12 protein-coding genes are annotated in these 18,281 nt (G+C 66.3%); 6 read left to right on the plus strand and 6 right to left on the minus strand.

The features are described 5' to 3' along the window. Window positions 1-36 precede the first annotated feature (36 nt). Both NU1_RS02600 and NU1_RS02605 read left to right on the plus strand, forming a co-directional pair. The gene (locus NU1_RS02600) at window positions 37-2,190 is read left to right on the plus strand and encodes a 3-hydroxyacyl-CoA dehydrogenase NAD-binding domain-containing protein (protein ID WP_067516928.1); all 2,154 of its coding nucleotides are present in this window, start codon (window positions 37-39) and stop codon (window positions 2,188-2,190) included. Window positions 2,191-2,453: 263 nt separating this feature from the next. Continuing rightward, window positions 2,454-6,083, plus strand: coding sequence for a serine/threonine-protein kinase (locus NU1_RS02605; RefSeq protein ID WP_067516930.1), 3,630 nt, complete (start codon window positions 2,454-2,456; stop codon window positions 6,081-6,083). A 30-nt stretch (window positions 6,084-6,113) separates the two neighbouring features. On the opposite strand, the gene NU1_RS02610 is transcribed toward NU1_RS02605, so the two are convergent. Then, a complete protein-coding gene (locus NU1_RS02610) occupies window positions 6,114-7,430 on the minus strand; it encodes a class I SAM-dependent methyltransferase (RefSeq protein WP_067516932.1) in 1,317 nt (438 codons plus the stop codon). Further along, complete coding sequence (locus NU1_RS02615; RefSeq protein WP_067516935.1) at window positions 7,427-8,863, minus strand: FAD-binding oxidoreductase; 1,437 nt, start codon at window positions 8,861-8,863, stop codon at window positions 7,427-7,429. Before NU1_RS02615 ends, NU1_RS02610 begins: the two co-directional genes overlap by 4 nt. Window positions 8,864-9,508: 645 nt before the next feature. Here NU1_RS02615 and NU1_RS02620 point away from each other — a divergent pair. Continuing rightward, on the plus strand, window positions 9,509-9,943 hold the full coding sequence (locus tag NU1_RS02620; protein WP_067517000.1) for an SRPBCC family protein: 435 nt from the start codon (window positions 9,509-9,511) through the stop codon (window positions 9,941-9,943). 44 nt (window positions 9,944-9,987) lie between these two features. Here NU1_RS02620 and NU1_RS02625 read toward each other — a convergent pair whose 3' ends face one another. Further along, entirely contained in the window at window positions 9,988-10,794 is an 807-nt protein-coding gene (locus NU1_RS02625; protein WP_067516937.1) for a MerR family transcriptional regulator, read from the minus strand. A gap of 103 nt (window positions 10,795-10,897) precedes the next feature. Between NU1_RS02625 and NU1_RS02630 the strand changes: the two genes are divergently transcribed. Next, complete coding sequence (locus NU1_RS02630; RefSeq protein ID WP_067516939.1) at window positions 10,898-11,233, plus strand: YbaB/EbfC family nucleoid-associated protein; 336 nt, start codon at window positions 10,898-10,900, stop codon at window positions 11,231-11,233. Window positions 11,234-11,245: 12 nt separating this feature from the next. Beyond that, complete coding sequence (gene recR / locus NU1_RS02635; protein ID WP_067516941.1) at window positions 11,246-11,854, plus strand: recombination mediator RecR; 609 nt, start codon at window positions 11,246-11,248, stop codon at window positions 11,852-11,854. Here the strand turns inward: recR and NU1_RS02640 are convergent. The 3 genes from NU1_RS02640 to NU1_RS02650 form a co-directional block, all read right to left on the minus strand. Then, window positions 11,851-12,084: a hypothetical protein gene (locus NU1_RS02640; RefSeq protein WP_067516943.1), complete on the minus strand. Its 234-nt coding sequence runs from the start codon at window positions 12,082-12,084 to the stop codon at window positions 11,851-11,853. The two genes, recR and NU1_RS02640, sit on opposite strands and share 4 nt — an antisense overlap. A gap of 169 nt (window positions 12,085-12,253) precedes the next feature. Beyond that, on the minus strand, window positions 12,254-12,898 hold the full coding sequence (locus NU1_RS02645; RefSeq protein ID WP_067516945.1) for a hypothetical protein: 645 nt from the start codon (window positions 12,896-12,898) through the stop codon (window positions 12,254-12,256). Next, window positions 12,895-13,116, minus strand: coding sequence for a hypothetical protein (locus NU1_RS02650; protein WP_067516947.1), 222 nt, complete (start codon window positions 13,114-13,116; stop codon window positions 12,895-12,897). The genes NU1_RS02645 and NU1_RS02650 overlap by 4 nt, the downstream gene beginning before the upstream one ends. Window positions 13,117-13,890: 774 nt before the next feature. On the opposite strand from NU1_RS02650, the gene NU1_RS42970 reads away from it, so the two are divergent. After that, window positions 13,891-18,261, plus strand: coding sequence for a transglutaminase family protein (locus NU1_RS42970; RefSeq protein ID WP_245719915.1), 4,371 nt, complete (start codon window positions 13,891-13,893; stop codon window positions 18,259-18,261). Window positions 18,262-18,281 lie beyond the last annotated feature (20 nt).

Raw genomic sequence — 18,281 nt, forward strand, 5'->3', positions numbered from 1 at the left:
ACGCCCACCGACTTATTTTCAGGAGAACGAAACACAATGACTGAGAACATGATCGGCTGGGAAAAGGACGCCGATAACATCGTCGTGCTGACCATGGACGACCCCAATCAGGGTGCGAACACCATGAACCAGCTCTACAAGGACTCGATGCGGGCCACCGTCGACCGCCTGGTCGCCGAGAAGGACGACATCGCCGGCGTCGTCATCACCTCCGCGAAGAAGACCTTCTTCGCCGGTGGCGACCTCAAGAACATGATGCAGACGACCAAGGCCGACGCCGCGGGCATCATGGAGGAACTCACCTTCATCAAGAGCGACCTGCGTCGTCTCGAGCAGCTCGGCAAGCCGGTCGTCGCGGCCATCAACGGCGCGGCCCTCGGTGGCGGCCTGGAGATCTGTCTGGCCACCCACTACCGTATTGCCGCCGACGTCAAGGGCGTGCAGCTGGGCCTGCCCGAGGTTTCCCTCGGCCTGCTCCCGGCCGGTGGCGGCGTCACCCGCGTCACCCGCATGCTGGGTATCGCCAACGGCCTGATGGGTGTCCTGCTGCAGGGCAACAAGTTCAACCCGACCAAGGCCAAGGCCACCGGCCTGATCAACGAGGTCGTCGGTTCCGTCGAGGAACTCGTCCCCGCCGCCAAGGCGTGGATCAAGGCCAACTCGGACAAGGGCGTACAGCCCTGGGACGTCAAGGGCTACAAGATCCCGGGCGGCACCCCGACCACCCCGGCGCTCGCCGCCAACCTCCCGGCCTTCCCGGCCAACCTGCGCAAGCAGCTCAAGGGCCAGAACATGCCCGCCCCGCAGGCCATCATGGCCGCCGCGGTCGAGGGTGCGCAGGTCGATTTCGACAACGCGTCGCTGATCGAGTCGCGCTACTTCGTCTCGCTGCTGACCGGCCCGGTCGCGAAGAACATGATCCAGGCGTTCTTCTTCGACCTGCAGTCGATCAATAACGGTGGTTCGCGTCCCAAGGACGTGCCCAAGCGTGAGATCAAGAAGATCGGCGTCGTCGGCGCGGGCATGATGGGCGCGGGTATCGCCTACGTCTCCGCCAAGGCCGGTTACGAGGTCGTGCTCAAGGACGTCACCATCGAGGCGGCCGAGCGCGGCAAGAACTACTCCGAGAAGATCGAGGAGAAGGCGCTCTCGCGTGGCAAGACCACCGAGGAGAAGTCCAAGGCGCTGCTGGCTCGTATCACCCCGTCCGCCGATCCGGCCGATTTCGCCGGCGTGGACTTCGTGATCGAGGCCGTCTTCGAGAAGCCCGAGCTCAAGAACGCGGTCTTCCAGGAGATCGAGGACATCGTCGACGCCGACGCCCTGCTGGGCTCGAACACCTCGACCCTGCCGATCACCCTGCTCGCCAATGGTGTGAAGCGGTCCGAGGACTTCATCGGTATCCACTTCTTCTCCCCGGTGGACAAGATGCCGCTGGTCGAGATCATTCGTGGCGAGAAGACCTCGGACGAGGCCCTCGCCCGCGTGTACGACTACACCCTCGCCATTCGCAAGACCCCGATCGTGGTCAACGACAGCCGCGGCTTCTTCACCTCTCGCGTCATCGGCACGTTCATCAACGAGGCCATCATGATGCTCGAGGAGAACATCGATCCGGCGACCATCGAGCAGGCCGGTCTGCAGGCGGGCTACCCGGCCGCGCCGCTGAAGCTGAGCGATGAGCTCAACTTCGAGACCATGAACAAGATCTTCAAGGAGACCCTCGCGGCCGCCGAGAAGGAAGGCAAGGAAATCTCCGCCGCCTCCCTCGCCTCGGGTCGCATCATCGACACGATGATCGACAAGTTCGACCGCAAGGGCAAGGCCGCCGGCGCCGGCTTCTACAACTACGTAGACGGCAAGACCGCCGGCATCTGGGAGGGTCTGCGCGAGACCTTCGGTTCCAAGCGTGAACTGCCCGAGGGCGTGACGCTGCAGGACCTGAAGGATCGCATGCTCTTCATCGAGGCCATCGAGACCCAGAAGTGCTTCGACGAGGGTGTGCTGACCACCACCGCCGACGCGAACATCGGCTCGATCTTCGGTATCGGTTACCCGGCCTGGACCGGTGGCGTGCACCAGTTCATCGTCGGCTACCCGGGTGGCCGCGAGGGCTTCGTGGCTCGCGCCGATGAGCTGGCCGCCAAGTTCGGCGACCGCTTCCAGGTTCCCGCCTCGCTGCGCAAGTAGTCCCCTTGCGGGCGCATTTGCGCCACTGACGCGGTGTGAACCGCGTCAGCACGGGTGAATACACGGCCCGGATCACGATTTTCGTGGTCCGGGCCGTGCCGTGTACCGGGGATGGGAGATCCGAACCGGCCGCTCGGCAATATCGGCCTGGCGAATTGTCCACACGCCCTATCGGGCCGCGCTACGTTTGAAATATGCGCGGGTAGAACGCAGGACTAGCCCGTACGTTTTGTATGCGCTCGTTCCGAGTTCGAGGTGGTCGGATGAATCCAGATTCACGCCCGGAACAGGTCCGGGCGGATACAGCTCGAGCCGACTCGGCCACGCAGGGCTACCTTCCGGTCGGCATTGTCGATGAGCTCGAGGCCATGGGACTCCTCGAAGCCGAGGAAATCGGCCGAGGCGGATTCGGCGTGGTGTACCGCTGTACCCAGCGGGCGCTCGATCGTGTCGTCGCGGTGAAGGTGCTGTCCTCGGAGATCGACGAGGAGAGCCGGGAACGGTTCCTGCGCGAAGAACAGGCCATGGGCCGACTGTCCGGACATCCGAACATTGTCGATATCCTGCAGGTCGATGTGACGCCCAGCGGGCAGCCGTTCATTGTGATGCCGTACGCGACACATGGTTCGCTGGAGCGCCTGGTACGCGAACACGGCCCACTGAGCTGGTCGGATTCGGTGCGGGTCGGCGTGAAACTGGCGGGGGCCATCGAGACCGCGCACCGCGCCCATGTACTGCACCGCGATGTGAAACCGGCCAATGTACTGCTCAGCCGCTACGGGGAACCGCAGCTCACCGATTTCGGAATCGCCCGCATCCCCGGTGGGTTCCGCACGTCGACCAGCCTGATCACCGGGTCGCCCGCCTTTACCGCGCCCGAGGTGCTCAAGGGCGATGAGGCGACGGTGCGGTCCGATGTATACGGTCTCGGATCCACGATGTTCGCATTGCTGACCGGTCATGCCGCCTATGAACGACAGGTGGGGGAGAAGATCGTCTCCCAGTTCCTGCGCATCACCGGTGAGCCGCTACCCGATCTGCGCGAGCACGAGATTCCGGCGGATGTGGCGGCCGCGATCGAGACGGCCATGGCGACCGATCCGCGAGATCGGCCCGCCAGTGCCGTGGAATTCGGGGAACTGCTGCGATCGGTGCAGTCTCAGCACGGGCAGCTGCCCGATGAGATGGCGCTACTGGAAGGGGGTGCGCCCGAACCGGGCGGGGATACCGATTCGGCTGCCACCGGGACGTTTTCGTCGATCCGCACCGGAACCGTGGTGACATCGCCGCGCAATCGGTCGATCAGCTTCAGCCCGCAGACCGGGACACTGGCCCCGGGAACGACCATCTCGTCGGGGTCGACGCCGTCCGGCACCACCAGTACCCTGCCGCCCACCGCCGTCACCAAATTCCGACCACCCACCCCGGCTCGGGAGCCGATTCCGCGGCCCAGGCTTCTGGAGCCGTTGCGGACGGCGGGACAGCGCCGGTTGGCGGTTATTCACGCCCCGGCGGGATTCGGTAAGAGCACCCTCGCGGTCCAGTGGTGCGCCGAGCTCACCGATCGCGGGGTAGCGGTGGCCTGGATCGGTATCGACAGCGACGACGACAATGAGGTGTGGCTGCTCGCGCACATGATCGCGGCCATTCGGAAGGTGCGGCCGGAGATCGGGGCGGGGCTGGAGCAGGTCCTCGAGGAGCGGCCCGCCGACGCGGTGCCGTTCGCGATATCCACCCTCATCGACGAGGTGCATGCCAGCGGGTCGACGGTCGTTGTGGTGGTGGACGATTGGCATCGCATTACCGATGCCGGCGCCCACCGGGTGATGGACGCGCTGCTCGACAATGGCTGCCACCATTTGCGTTTCGTCATCACCAGCCGGGAACGGTCCGGTCTGCCGCTGAGCCGGATGCAGGTGGCCGACGAGCTGGTGGAAATCGGATCGTCGATGATGCGGCTGACCGAGGCCGAGACCCAGCAGATTCTGTTCGACCGCGCCGCCTGCGACCTGAACGCCCGGCAGGTGGAACAGATCCACACCGCCACCGACGGTTGGCCCGCCGCCATTCAGCTGGTCTGTTTGACGCTGCGCGGCGAGCCGGAACCGGATCAGCTGATCTCCCGACTTTCCGGGGATAGCAAGGCGATTCGGGAGTATCTCGCCGAGAACGTGCTCGAGTCGCTGCAGCCGCGTATGTTCGAATTCCTCAGCGCGGTGGCCGTTGCGGAACGGGTGAACGTCTCGCTGGCCGCCGCGCTCACCGACGATCCGAATGCGGCGCAGCTGTTGGAACAGGCCGAGGAACGGGAACTGTTCCTCCATCGCGACGATAGCGATCCGGACTGGTTGCGGATGCAGCCCATGTTCGCCGAGCACCTGCGGGCGCGTTTGGACAGAACTCGGCCCGGTGAGCGAAAGGTACTGCACCGCAAGGCCGCACGCTGGTTCGCCGAACATCAGTTGATCCGGCAGTCGGTCGATCACGCCCTGGCGGCGACCGATCTGAAGCTGGCCGTCGAACTGATCGAGAACGGCGGTATGGATCTGATCGATAAGTCCAGGCTGGCCACGCTCTTCGGGACGGTATCGAAACTGCCGGTGCAGCAGGTGACTTCGCGATCGAAGTTGCTGATGACCCTGGCCCGCGCGAATGTGAATCTGCAGCAGTCCGGTGCGGCGCGCACCGCGCTCGGTCGACTGTCGAGTATGTTGGCCCGGTCGGCACCCGACGATACCGAAGCGGTGCGACAGCGGTGCCAGGCAGCGGTTTTGGCGGCTGCCGACCAGGTGGCGCGCGACCGCACCGAAGGGGTGCTGGAACGAATTACCGACTGCCTGCAATTGGCCGATGACCTTCCGGCGTGGACGGTATCCACCGCGGCGAATCTGGCCTCCTTCGTGCGGCTGTGTGAATTCGATTTCGACGGTGCGCGCGAAATGCAGGAGTGGGCCGGGACCTATCACGCCCGATCGGCCGATCCGCTGGGCGCGGTCTTCGGGCTGTGCGGGCAGGGCGCGGCTGCCTATGAGCAGCTCGATATCCCGGCCGCCACAAAGGCTTTCGAACTGGCGTGGCAGACCGCCCGTGATCGTTCCGGCCCGCGTTCCCATGCCGTGCGGGTGGCGGCGGCGCTACTCGGTGAGATCACCTACCGGCGCGGAGATCTGGAGGCCGCCGAACGGCTGCTCGACCAGAGCCATGAGCTGGTGGCCCGGATCGGTCCGGTCGACTTCCTCATCACCACCTTCGTCATCGGCGCACGGGTGAAGGCGGTGCGCGGCGACCTGGAAACCGCCGCGACAAGATTGGACGAGGGCGCACGCATCGCGGGCGAACGCAAACTCACCCGCCTGGCCGCCCATATTCGCGCCGAGCGCCTGCACCTGGGACTGCCGCCCGACCAGATCACCGCCGGGCTGGTCACCGAACCGATGGTCCGGCCGCTGCGCCACGTCACCGGCACGGCGGCCCTCACCGCGGAGGCGGAGGAGATCGCCACCATCCGGGTCCTGCTGGCCCGTCACTACCGCGGTTCCGACGCCTACGCCTACGCGGACGATATCGCCCCGCTCGGCACCGATGACACCGCCGTCAAGCGCGCCCGCGCCCTGCACGGTCGGATTCGCGAACAACACCGCCCCCGAGCGGAATTGGACGCCGCCCTGCTGCTCGCCGAATGCCTGTCCGCCTCCGGCTGGCTGGGCGAGTCCATCAGTATCCTCACGCCCGTGGTGATCAAATGCGCCGAATTGAACTGGCCGCGCCCACTACTGGACTCGGGCCCGGGTGTCCTGGGCATACTCCGCACCCTGCGCCACGAAATGCCGCTGGGTACAGGGGGATACGAAGCCCCGGAGTTGCCCAGGCAATTCCTGGATTCCCTGCTGTGAACGGGGAAGAGACGGCACTATCGGGTCGACCTACGGCTCCCACCAGGGGCGAAGCGGTACGGTCCACTCCTGGTTCGTACCGAGCTTGACGCCCAGGACCTGGTGCAGCTGCACCACATTGCGTTCGAAGCCGAGCTGACAGCCCGCCATGTACAGGCCCCACACCTTGGCGGTGCCCAGGCCGACCTCCGCGACCGCGGCGTCCCAGTTCTTCACCAGGTTGTCGCACCATTCGGCGAGAGTGAGGGCGTAGTGGCGGCGGAGGTTCTCCTCGTGCAGCACCTCCAGGCCCACATTCTGGATATCGGAGATGATGCGGCCGGAGCCGATGAGTTCACCGTCCGGGAAGACGTAGCGGTCGATGAAATCGCCCGCCTTGGTGCTGCGGGTGTTGTCGGGGCGGGTAATCGAGTGATTGAGGAATAGGCCGCCATCGCGCAGTTTGGACTGGATGTAGCCGAAGTACGCCGGGTAGTTGGCCACCCCGATGTGTTCGGTGAGGCCGATGGAGGAAACGGCGTCGAATTCGCCCTCGGGTACATCGCGGTAGTCGGAGTGGCGCACCTCGGCCAGATCCGACAGGCCGTCCTCGGCGATCTTGCGCTGCGCCCACTCGGCCTGTTCGGCCGATAGCGTCGCGCCGATCACCTGGACGCCGCGCTTGGCGGCGTAGCGCACCATGCCGCCCCAGCCGCAGCCGATATCGAGTAGGCGGTCACCGGGCTGCAGCCGCAGCTTGTCGAACACGAGCCGGTACTTGTTCTCCTGCGCCTGCTCGAGCGTCTGGTTCTCATCGGCGTACACCGCGCAGGTGTAGGTCATTGAGGGGCCGAGTACGTACTCGTAGAAGGTATTCGAGACGTCGTAGTGGTGGTGAATGGCCTCGGCATCGCGAGTCTTGGAGTGTCGCAGGCCTTCCAGCGCGATACGACGCCAGCGCGGCATGGCCTCCTGGGGCGGCGGTGTTACCGGCTTCATCAGCTCCCAGCCGAGCGAGCGGGCGATGACCACCAGCTCCAGGGCCGTCGGCCGACGAAACTTCATGTTCTGCATGGCCTTCAGCAGTTCATACGGATCGCCGGGATGGATGCCGTCCGCCACCATGTCACCGGCGATATAGGCGCGGGCCATGCCGAGATCGCCGGGGGCCGTGGCGACATAGTTGACGCCGCGCGGATTCTTGATCTCCAGGCCGAACGGTGACTCGTCGGGTCCGGTCTTACTGCCGTCATAGGCGGTGAACCGGATGGGCATCTCGCCCTCGATCAGCGTTTCGAAGATCTCCGCGATCGTATGTTTGGCTCCGAGTTCCGCAATGACATCGGAACGGTCCTTGAATGTCGTCACTTGCGTTGCACCGCCTTCGAATACAGGTCCAGTAGTCGCCGCTGGGGGTCGTATCGCTGCTTGAGCTCGGTGTAGGTATCGCCGCCGTACAGGGCCGCAAACTCATCGGGGCCGTAGTAGGCGTCCGAGTAGAGCGATTTGTGACCGTCGAGTTCGGATACCTGGTGTTCGATGGCGCGGTTGGCCGCGCCCTCCTGCTGCCCCGGAGTAGTCGGTACGGCCGACCAGAAGCCCACATTCACGTACGTGCGCTCCGGCTCCAGCGGGTACAGCGGCCACGGCCGCCTGCCCTGTTCCCGTTCGGTCTCACGCAATCGCAAGGGGCACAGCCAGATCGGTTCGATCGGAATTTCCCGCAGGAACCAGTCCAGGAAGTCCGCGGTGCGTTCGATGGGCACCTCGATGTCCTGCACCACCCGCTCGCGCGGCGGATTGCCCTTACGGGCCTCGAGCTTGTCGCCGATATCGAACTTGTGGTCGAGCGCGATCAACTTCCAGTAGAAACTGCTGCGCCGGTAGCGTTTCGGCCAGAATCGACGGATCTTCGGGTTCTGCGTGCCGAAGGCGCGTGAGCACCAGAACCAGTCCGTATCCCATCGCCACAGGTAGTCACCGATGGTGAGGCGGTCGCGCTTGGGTTCCGGTGCGTCGTGCCGAATGGACCGGTAGAAGATATCCATGCCGGTGTAGTCGCTGACCGGCCCGGGCTCATCGGTTTGTCGTCCCAGGGTCAGGTAGCTCTCGTCGGCGGTGAACACCACACCATCGAGGTAGTCGACGCGTTCCCCGGCGTGGGCGCGGTCCGCGATGATCTGCTCCATGGTGGCCTCGAGCTCCCGGAGATCATGGAATCGCAAGTGCCGCAATGCCACATAGGGCAGCACCGGTTCCAGTTCGATCTTCAGGCGGGTCGAGTAGCCGAGCGTGCCGTACGAATTCGGGAAGCCCCGGAACAAGTCGGCATGCTCATTGTCCGGGGTGGCGGTAATGATGTCGCCCGCCCCGGTGAGTATGTCGATCTCCAGTACCGATTCGTGTGGCAGACCATTGCGGAATGCGGTGGACTCGATTCCGAGCCCCGTGACCGCTCCGCCCAGCGTGATGGTCTTGAGCTGCGGCACCACCATGGGAGCCAGTCCGTACGGCAGGGTCGTGGCCACCAGATCCTCATAGGTGGTCATACCCGCCACATCCGCGGTCCTGGCCTGCGCGTCCACCGCGATGACCTGCGTCAACCCGGAAACATCCAGTCCCGCCGCCGTGTTCTCGGCCCGTTTCCGGAACAGGTTGGAGGTCTTCTTGGCCAATCGCACGGTGGCATCCCGGGGTATCGCCCGGTACGACGCCAGCAGCCGATCGACCCCGGCCCGATGCACTGCGAAACCTGATTCCTGAGCGGCCGGTGTGCGGCCGGCCTTCCCCAACAGACTCACTGCCACACTGAGGACGCTATCGCGGACCGCCCGACTCGGCCAGCAAGATGACACCGGCGGGGCGGTTTTTCACGAACTGTTTGCATACGCATCTACGCCCGCTACCTGGCAGCTTCGCCAATATTCCCGTTCCGGACCGTGATAATAGTTACCATAGCTAACGGCTTGGTGGTGGGCTTGTCGGAGCTCCCTCCGTCGTGCCGACATGCTTTGTCGGCATCCACCACTGCGGCAAGGTGGATTCCGGCCACAGGCACGCCGGAATGACGAAGGTGCGGTTCGGTCCCAGTAGAGATGCGGTTACCGCGCGTGCGATCGATCAGTGGGGGTTTGCCCTGCGGCGGGTGGCCCTGGGGCTGCCCCGGATAGCGCTGGGGCGCGGCCGGATACCCATTCGGCTGGCCCGTCGGCGGCGGAGCCGGGTAGTGCGGGGCCGGAGGGTAATTCGGGGCGTAACCGAATTGGCCGGGCCCGCCGTTGCCCGGCTGCGGGAACGTGCACGGAGACGATGGTGAGTATTACGCGGCGGATACCCACGGCGATCCCCCTGGCATAACCCGGTAGAGCAGATGAAACCAGCCACGCTGGAACGCGGCGTAGCATAACCGGGCGGCAAGTGGGCCGGGAATCAGTTAGGAGCTCATGGTGGGACAGGTCAGCGCGTCCAGCTCGATCGTGGTGGCGGCCGATCCGAAACGGACGCTGGATGCGATCGCGGACTATGAGGCGGTGCGTCCGCGCATCCTCTCCTCGCACTACCACGATTACAAGGTGGTCGAGGGCGGTAAGGGTGCCGGCACCGTGGCGGAGTGGACGCTCCAGGCCACCGAGAAGCGGTCCCGCAATGTGCGCGCGACCATCTCCGTGTCGGATTCCATGGTGACGGAGCGTGATTCGAACTCCTCCATGGTCACCACCTGGACGGTAACCCCGTCCGGTGCCGGTTCGCTCGTCACCGTGCGCACCAGCTGGAAGGGTGCCGGCGGCATCGGTGGCATCTTCGAGGGCATCTTCGCCCCCCTCGGCCTGAAGAAGATCCAGGCCGAGGTCCTCGGGAACCTCGAGCGCGAACTGGCGTAGCGCGAAGGTGGACCGGCCCATTGAATTCGGGCCGGCCCACCCGGCTAGCCGACGGGCCAGCAGATCTCGGTGCGATAGTCGGCGGGCTCGGCATCGCCGGGCCCGACCAGGTACCGCTCGCGAATGGGTTCGCTGAGCCCGGAGTCGTGTTCGGCCACATGGCTTCCCAGTGCGCCGTAGGTGCGGTCGATGTCGGCGAACGGGCCGTGGTGCACGGCGATGGCGAAGCGGTGCGCCGGCAGATCGACAACGGTGCCGATTTCGACGGCGTGCGCGCGGTCGTGTTCCGCGATCGGCACGAAGGCGACCACCTCGCCCGCATCGTTCTCGAAGAACTCCGGGGCATAGGTCGCGCCGCCGGGGCCAGCGGGTGCGATATCGGCATCGGCCATGGTCGCGTACAGCCGGTCGAAGGCCGTCTCACACCACTGATCGATCGAGTCGCGCGCCACCGCCTGTGCCATAGCAAAAGCGGGAAAGCTTGGCGCGAAACGATATTCGACCGCGATCTCCCCGGACGGCAGCAGTAGTTCCCGCAGCGACGCGACCACGTCGCGGGTGCGCAGCAGCTCCGCCTCCATTCGCTCCAGATGCTCCCGCAACGCGGCATCGCGAGCATCCCGGTCCGAGGCCGCCAATACCTCGCGAATCCCCGGCAACGGCATATGCAATTCCCGTAGCCGCCGAATCAAATGCGCCTGCTCCACCTGATCCGTCGAATACCGTCGATACCCGCTACTCGGATCCACCGCCGCCGGTTCCAGCAGCTCGATGTCGTGGTAGTACCGCAACGCCTTCACGCTGAGGTGTGTGAGTCGGGAGAACTCCCCGATCGCAACGATCGCTGTCATACCGCTAAGCCAACACCCTCCCACCGGAGGAGAGTCAATATAGGTGCCCGAACCTTGCGGCTAGGCTGGGCAGGACCCTATTTCCGCAGAGAGGAAATGTCCCGTGGAACCCGGTGGACAGTTCGATATGCAGGCGTTGCTCGCCCAGGCTCAGCAGATGCAGCAGGCAGTGATGGAAGCACAGCAGGAGATCGCGGCCTCCGAGGTGGAGGGTGAGGCCGGCGGTGGCCTGGTGCGCGCCAAGATTCGCGCCACCGGCGAGGTGCTGTCGCTGACCATCGATCCCAAGATCGTCGATCCGGAAGATGTGGAGACACTGCAGGATCTGGTGATCGGCGCGATCAACGCCGCCATGACGAACGCACAGGACCTGGCCGCCGAACGCCTCGGTCCGCTCGCCGGTGGTCTCGGCGGCGGCGGCGCGCTTCCCGGTTTCTGATAGCGAACGACGGTGTACGAGGGTCCCGTTCAGGATCTCATCGACGAGTTGGGCAAACTGCCCGGTGTCGGTCCGAAGTCCGCGCAGCGCATCGCGTTTCACATGCTCACGGTGGAACCGCCGGAAATCGACCGACTACAGGCCGCCCTGCAGAAGGTGCGCGACGGCGTGCGCTTCTGCTCGGTCTGCGGCACGGTTTCCGATGGTGAGCTGTGCCGTATCTGTGCCGACCCGCGCCGTGACCTCACCATGATCTGTGTGGTCGAGGAACCCAAGGATGTGCAGGCCATCGAACGTACCCGCGAGTTCCGAGGGCGCTATCACGTGCTCGGCGGTGCGCTCGATCCGCTCAGCGGCGTCGGCCCGGATCAGCTGCGCATTCGAGAACTGCTGCAGCGCATCGGAAATCAGGCCGACGGCGTGGATGTCACCGAGGTGATCATCGCGACCGACCCGAATACCGAGGGTGAGGCGACCGCCACCTATCTGGTGCGAATGCTGCGGGATTTCCCGGGCCTGTCGGTGACCCGGCTGGCCTCGGGGCTACCGATGGGCGGCGATCTGGAATTCGCCGACGAGCTCACCCTGGGGCGCGCGCTATCGGGCCGCCGCGCGCTCTAGGGCAGGAACTGCGCCGAACCGGGTGGGCCCAGCTCCCGTACCCCGCCGCCCCAGATCTCCAGTGCCGCCGGTTCGGGACACGGAATCTGCTGATGGTTCCGGCTCATACCCGGGCCGGTGCCGGTGACCAGCAGGGTGGCGGCCCCCACCGCGGCGACGCCTGCGGTCATGAGGATGAGCAGGCGTTTGCTCGAGAACCGTGTGGGGGGCGGTTTCAGGCGTAGCTCCATTGTTCTCCCTTGTCGGAGCGGGACCGGGAAAAGCGGCAACGCACGAGAGGCAGGCAGCGAAAGGCTAGCGTTTCGCTGCCTGTGTCCGGTCTTCGGATCGTTCACGAATCCGAATCGAGATGCGTTCGAGCGCGATACGAGACCGACCGGTTGGAGCTGAAACCGCGGGTCAGAGCGCCAGCTGCTCCCAGTCCAGCGCGCCGAAACGGGTGCGGTCGCCCGTGGTCCAGTCCCAGATGAGCTCGGCCACCGCCGCGGCATCGCCCAGCTCGGTGACGAAGTGCTTATCGGGGGAGCCGTCGCGGTACTCGAGCGCATAGCGGCCATCGGGATGACGGTAGGTCTGGATGTACTCCTGGTCCGCGCGCTCCACAATGAGATACGGGCCGGGCTCGGCCAGCGTCGGGATCCAGAGGTCGACGAGTTCTCGTGTGAGATACGGGAATTCGCCCGCACCGCCGTGGGTGACCGTGGCCGCGATTCGATCGGCGGGGTCGAACAGCCAGGCCAGCTGTGGATCGTAGACGGCGTAGCCGCGCGGGGTGGCCAGCTCGAACAGCAGGGCACGTACGTAGCCGATGGCGTCATAGGGGCTGGCCAGGTGCAGGGCAGAGCCATGGTCGATGCCGCCGAGAGGGAATACGCTCAGAAAGCCGTCCTCCTCGGGCAACTCCTCATTGCGCCGATTGAGTTCACTGGCGATCTCGGCCACGATCTCGGCCTCCGGCACACCCTGCTGTGCGGTCAGGTGGGCATCGACCTCGGCGGGCGTGGTGGCCGCGCCCGAGGGCAGGAGAATATGGTCGTAACTCACCCGGTCAGGCTAGTCGCCTCGTCGCCGCCGGACTCTTCGGCCAGGCAGCGGCAGCCGCCCGCCACATCGCCGCAGTCCACCACGAAGGTATGCCGGACATGGGCGAAGTCGAAGCAGTCCGGATCGGTGCATTCCACCGACCGGTCGGCGTGCACGACCAAGGTGCCGTGACAGTGATCGAGGGCCGATTCGCAGAACGAGCAGACCGGATTGGCCATAAAGCCTCCTTCAACCGTCCCTACGGTCCTAGCACTCTCGCGCCCCGCCGGTGGGATCTCCCGGCGTGTCGTCCGAACTGTCTGAAACTCACCGCGTGTTGGGGCTGGATGTCACGGGTGTGGCCGCCCATGGTCGTTACTGCGCCACAGTGCGGGGGAGGTGGAATCGCCGGGCTGTCGTACCGGGGGAAGAACACGGCCAGGGTGGATGGTCGGCCCCGTGCGGACCGTGGCTCGTGCGGTCGCGCCCGGCGACAGCCAAACCAAAGGTGTCGGTGACGGGGGCGATACCGGCGGTCATCACGGTGGATGGGTCGGGTGGTCGGCTCCGGTGACGACTGCGGCCCGTGCGGAGCGGCGGGCGCGGGTGCGGACCGTGACCGAGGAGGTGGTGGTTCGGGTGCAGGTGATGGCTCGGGAGGCGAGGCGGCTCCGGTGCGATGGCTTGGGTTGTGGGCGGCACGGGTGAAGGCCGTGGCTCGGGCGGCGGTGCGGCTCCGGTGACGGTGATGGTCGTGGGTGGAGGCCGTTAATGGGTGGTGGGGGCGGCTCGGCCAGCCTCCAACCGCGTGTCCTGGGTGGTGGACGGGTCGTGGCAGCGACTGTCTCGGCTCGGGATGTGGCGGCGGGTGCACCTCGCGGTGACCTGGCCAGGGCCGTCGGTCGGTGGGGGCCCAGCGTGCAAGGGGTGCGTGGTGGGGCAAAGGGTGCGGGAACCGGGGCGGTGCGGTGGATTCGTAGTGGGGAGAGGGGGATACGTGGTGCACTTGGTGCATGGGAATCAAGGTTTCCCTCGAACACCGGACCACCTACACCTTCGATCGCCCGATCACGATCCATCCTCATGTGGTGCGATTGCGTCCCGCGCCGCATACCCGCACCACCATCGAGGCGTACTCGATGCGGGTCGAGCCCGCCGAGCACTGGGTCAATTGGCAGCAGGACGCCTTCGGGAATTTCCTCGCGCGGCTGGTATTCAACGAGCCCGCACGGGAATTGGATATCACCGTCGGACTGATCGCCGACCTCGATGTGGTCAATCCGTTCGACTTCTTCGTCGAGGAGTTCGCCGAACACTTCCCGTTCACCTATCCGCCGCAGCTCGCCGTCGACCTGGAGCCGTATCTGCGGCCGGTGGATGAGGACGAAATCGGCTACGGCCCCGGCGAACTGGTGCGCGACTGGGTGCGCCGCCATCCGCCGGAAGGCAATCCGCGCATTATCGACTTCCTGGTCACCCTCAACCAGGCCCTCAATCGCGATGTGGCCTACACGATCCGCATGGAAGCGGGGGTGCAGACGCCCGACCACACGCTGGCGGCCGGACTCGGCTCCTGCCGTGACTCGGCCTGGCTGCTGGTGTCGATTCTGCGGGCTCACGGCCTGGCCGCCCGCTTCGTCTCCGGCTATCTGATTCAGCTCGCCCAGGACATGCCGTCCCTGGACGGTCCATCCGGCCCGTCCCTCGACTTCACCGATTTGCACGCCTGGACCGAGGTTTACGTGCCCGGCGCGGGCTGGGTCGGGCTCGACCCCACCTCCGGACTCTTCGCCGGAGAAGGGCATATCCCGCTCGCCGCCACCCCACACCCGGTCTCCTCCGCGCCGATTACCGGCGCGACCGACCCGGTCACGGCCACCCTCGCGTTCTCCAACACCGTCAGTCGCATTCACGAGGACCCCCGTGTCACCCTGCCGTACACCGACCGCCAGTGGTCCCGTATCACCGCCACCGGCAGTGCCGTCGACGCCCGGCTACAGTCGGCCGACGTCGGCCTGACTCTCGGCGGCGAACCGACATTCGTCTCCATAGACGACCAGACCAGCCCCGAATGGCTCACCGCCGCCGACGGTCCCGGCAAACGCGAACGCGCCGCCGACCTGGCCCACCGCCTCCGCCGCATCTACGCGCCCACCGGATTGGCGCAATACCGCCAGGGCAAGTGGTACCCGGGAGAACCTTTGCCCCGCTGGGAGATAGCGCTGCTGTGGCGCACCGACGACAAACCACTGTGGACCCGCCCGGACCTCCTCACCGAACCCTGGCTGCCCCCGGGATCGAACCCACCCGCCGTCCACGAGCGGGGCACACCGGACGAATCCTCCGCAGCCGATCGGTTACCGCCGCTATCCCCGCATGAGCCGAGCCCGGGGCATCGGGCCCGAGCGGAGAGTGGCGAGGAAACCGCCGGGGCCCCAGCCGTTGTGCGCGAATACCCTGCCGCTCGCCATCGAGGTAGCGCCGGTGATCAGGCGAGCACCGACGGACTGCCGGGCGTTGATGGTCTGCCGGGCACCGGTGATCCGGCGAGCACCGGTGGTCTGGCGAGCGCTGGGGATCGGGCGAGCGCTGGGGATCGGGCGAGCGCTGGGGATCGGGCGAGCGCTGGGGATCGGGCGAGCGCTGGGGATCGGGCGAGCGCTGGGGATCGGGCGAGCGCTGGGGATCGGGCGAGCGCCGATGGTATGCCGGGCACCGATGGCGTGGCGAGTACCTGGGATCAGGTCAGCGCCGATGGTATATCGGGCACCGATGACCCAGCCGCCACCGGTGGTTTGGCGGGTACCGATGATCAGGTGAGTGCTGGGGAGCGGGCGAGTACCGATGGCATGCCGGGTGCCGATGGCCCGGCGGGCGCCGGTGGCGTGGCGAGTACCGGAAATCAGGTGGGTGCCGGTGGTTTGGCGGGCACTGATGATCAGGTGAGTGCTGGGGAGCGGGCGAGCGCCGATGGTATGCCGGGTGCCGATGGCCCGGCGGGCGGCGGTGGCGTGGCGAGTGCCGGTGGCGTGGCGAGTACTGGGGATCAGGTGGGTGCCGGTGGTTTGGCGGGTACCGATGATCAGGTGAGTGCTGGGGAGCAGGCGAGTACCGATGGTATGCCGGGCAACTATGGCCGGGCGGGCAGCGATGGCGTGGTGGGTGCCGGTGGTCGGGCGACTGCCGATGATCAGGTGAGCGCCGAGGGTCGGGCGAGTGCCGATGAGCTTTGGGGTGCAAGCGATATCGGTGCGGAAGCGGATGCGGGAGCGATTCGTGCCGCGCGGCGTGACGACCTGGCGAGCCAGCTTCCGGAGTGGCGTGCCGAGCCCGAATCCGCGCGAGCGGTGATCGCGCACATTGCCTCGGGGCTGGGATTGCCGCCGACCCAGGTCCGGCCCGCGTACGAGGACCCACTACTGCGACTGGCATCGAAAGCCCGTGCACCGGAAGGCGAACCGATCGAGGCCGATGCCGACCTGATGCCGGAAGCGGATTCGGTGCAGGCACGCAAGGAGATGTTGGCGCGCCTGGACACCGCCGTGACCGAGGCTGCCGCATATGTCTTGCCGCTGCATCGGCGACCGGATGAGGCGGGCTGGGCCAGCGCCGATTGGCGGTTGCGGCGTGGGCGAATCGTCCTGACGGAGGGGGATTCTCCGGCCGGATTGCGATTGCCCCTGGGCTCGATCTCGTGGCAGGCAGCGCCCGCGCAACCCGAGGCGGATCCGATTGTGGTGCGCCCACATACGGCCCTCGAATCGGTGCCGTGGGAAGAGACCGCCGTGGTGCCCGCCGATCGCGCCCCCACCACCGCGCTCGTGGCCGAGGTACGCGATGGACGCCTATTCGTATTCCTGCCACCCGTAGCGGAATTCGACGCCTACCTGGATCTGATGCGTCGAGTCGAGGCGGCCGTGGCCGCGGTGGGGCAGCCCGTGGTACTGGAGGGCTATCCACCACCCGTCGATCCCCGGCTGTGCACACTCTCGATCACCCCGGATCCGGGTGTGATCGAGGTGAATGTCCAGCCCACCGAAACATTCGCGGAACAGTCCCAGCTGCTGGAAACGCTCTACGAGCAGGCGCGCCTGGCCAGACTGAGCACCGAATCCTTCGATATCGACGGCACCCACAGTGGTACCGGCGGCGGCAATCACATCACCCTCGGTGGCCGCACCCCGGCACGGTCGCCGCTGCTGCGCCGCCCGGATCTGCTGGTGTCGATGCTGTCCTACTGGCAGCGCCATCCCGCGCTGTCCTACCTGTTCTCCGGCCGCTTCATCGGCCCCACCTCGCAGGCGCCCCGCGCCGATGAGGGCCGCGTCGACGCGCTGTACGAGTTGGAGATCGCCTTCGCCGAGATCGCCCGCTTAGCGCAACGGAAAAACGCTGCGGGAGAGGTGAATTCGGCACCGTGGGAGGTGGATCGCGCACTGCGTCATCTGCTCACCGACCTCACCGGCAATACCCATCGCGCCGAATTCTGTATCGACAAGCTCTACAGCCCGGATTCCGCGCGCGGCCGACTCGGGCTGGTGGAGCTGCGCGGTTTCGAGATGCCGCCGCACTTCCGCATGGCCATGGTGCAGGCGCTGCTGGTGCGGGCGCTGGTGCTGCGGTTCTGGGAGCGGCCGTTCACCGCGCCGCTCATCCGGCACGGCGCGAATCTGCACGGCCGCTACCTGCTACCACACTACGTGCTCGCCGATATCGCCGAGGTGGCGGCCGATCTGCGTGCGCACGGTGTGGATTTCGAGACGAGTTGGCTGGACCCGTTCACCGAGTTCCGTTTTCCGCGCATCGGGACGGTGGTGCTAGGTGATATGGAATTGGAACTTCGCGGTGCCATCGAACCGTGGAACACCCTCGGCGAGCAGACCACCGCGCACGGCACCGCCCGGTACGTGGACTCATCGGTGGAGCGGCTTCAGGTGCGGCTGGTGGGTGCGGACCGCGGGCGATACGGGGTGACCTGCAATGGTTTCCCGGTGCCGCTGGTAGCCGCCGGCAAGGACGATGTGCAGGTCGCGGGCGTGCGCTACCGCGCCTGGCAGCCGCCGAATGCCCTGCACCCCTCCATTACCGTGGACGCTCCGCTGACTTTCGATGTGGTGGATCTGGAGGCCGGCCTCTCGCGCGGCGGCTGCACCTACTACGTCTCCCATCCGGGCGGGCGGTCCTACGATGTGCCACCGGTGAACGCCATCGAGGCGCAATCGCGACGCAATCGACGCTTCGAACCCTCCGGACATACCTCCGGACCCGTCGATATGGCGGATCTACGTGCCAAAATGGCGGTACAGGCCACCGATATCGGTGCGCCCGGGATCCTGGATCTACGGCGGGCGCGGACGGTGTGGGGAGTGGTCGGCGACCGGTAGGCATGCCTGGGAGTGGTAGC

This window comes from Nocardia uniformis NBRC 13702, assembly GCF_001613345.1.
Classification (GTDB): Bacteria; Actinomycetota; Actinomycetes; order Mycobacteriales; family Mycobacteriaceae; genus Nocardia; species Nocardia uniformis.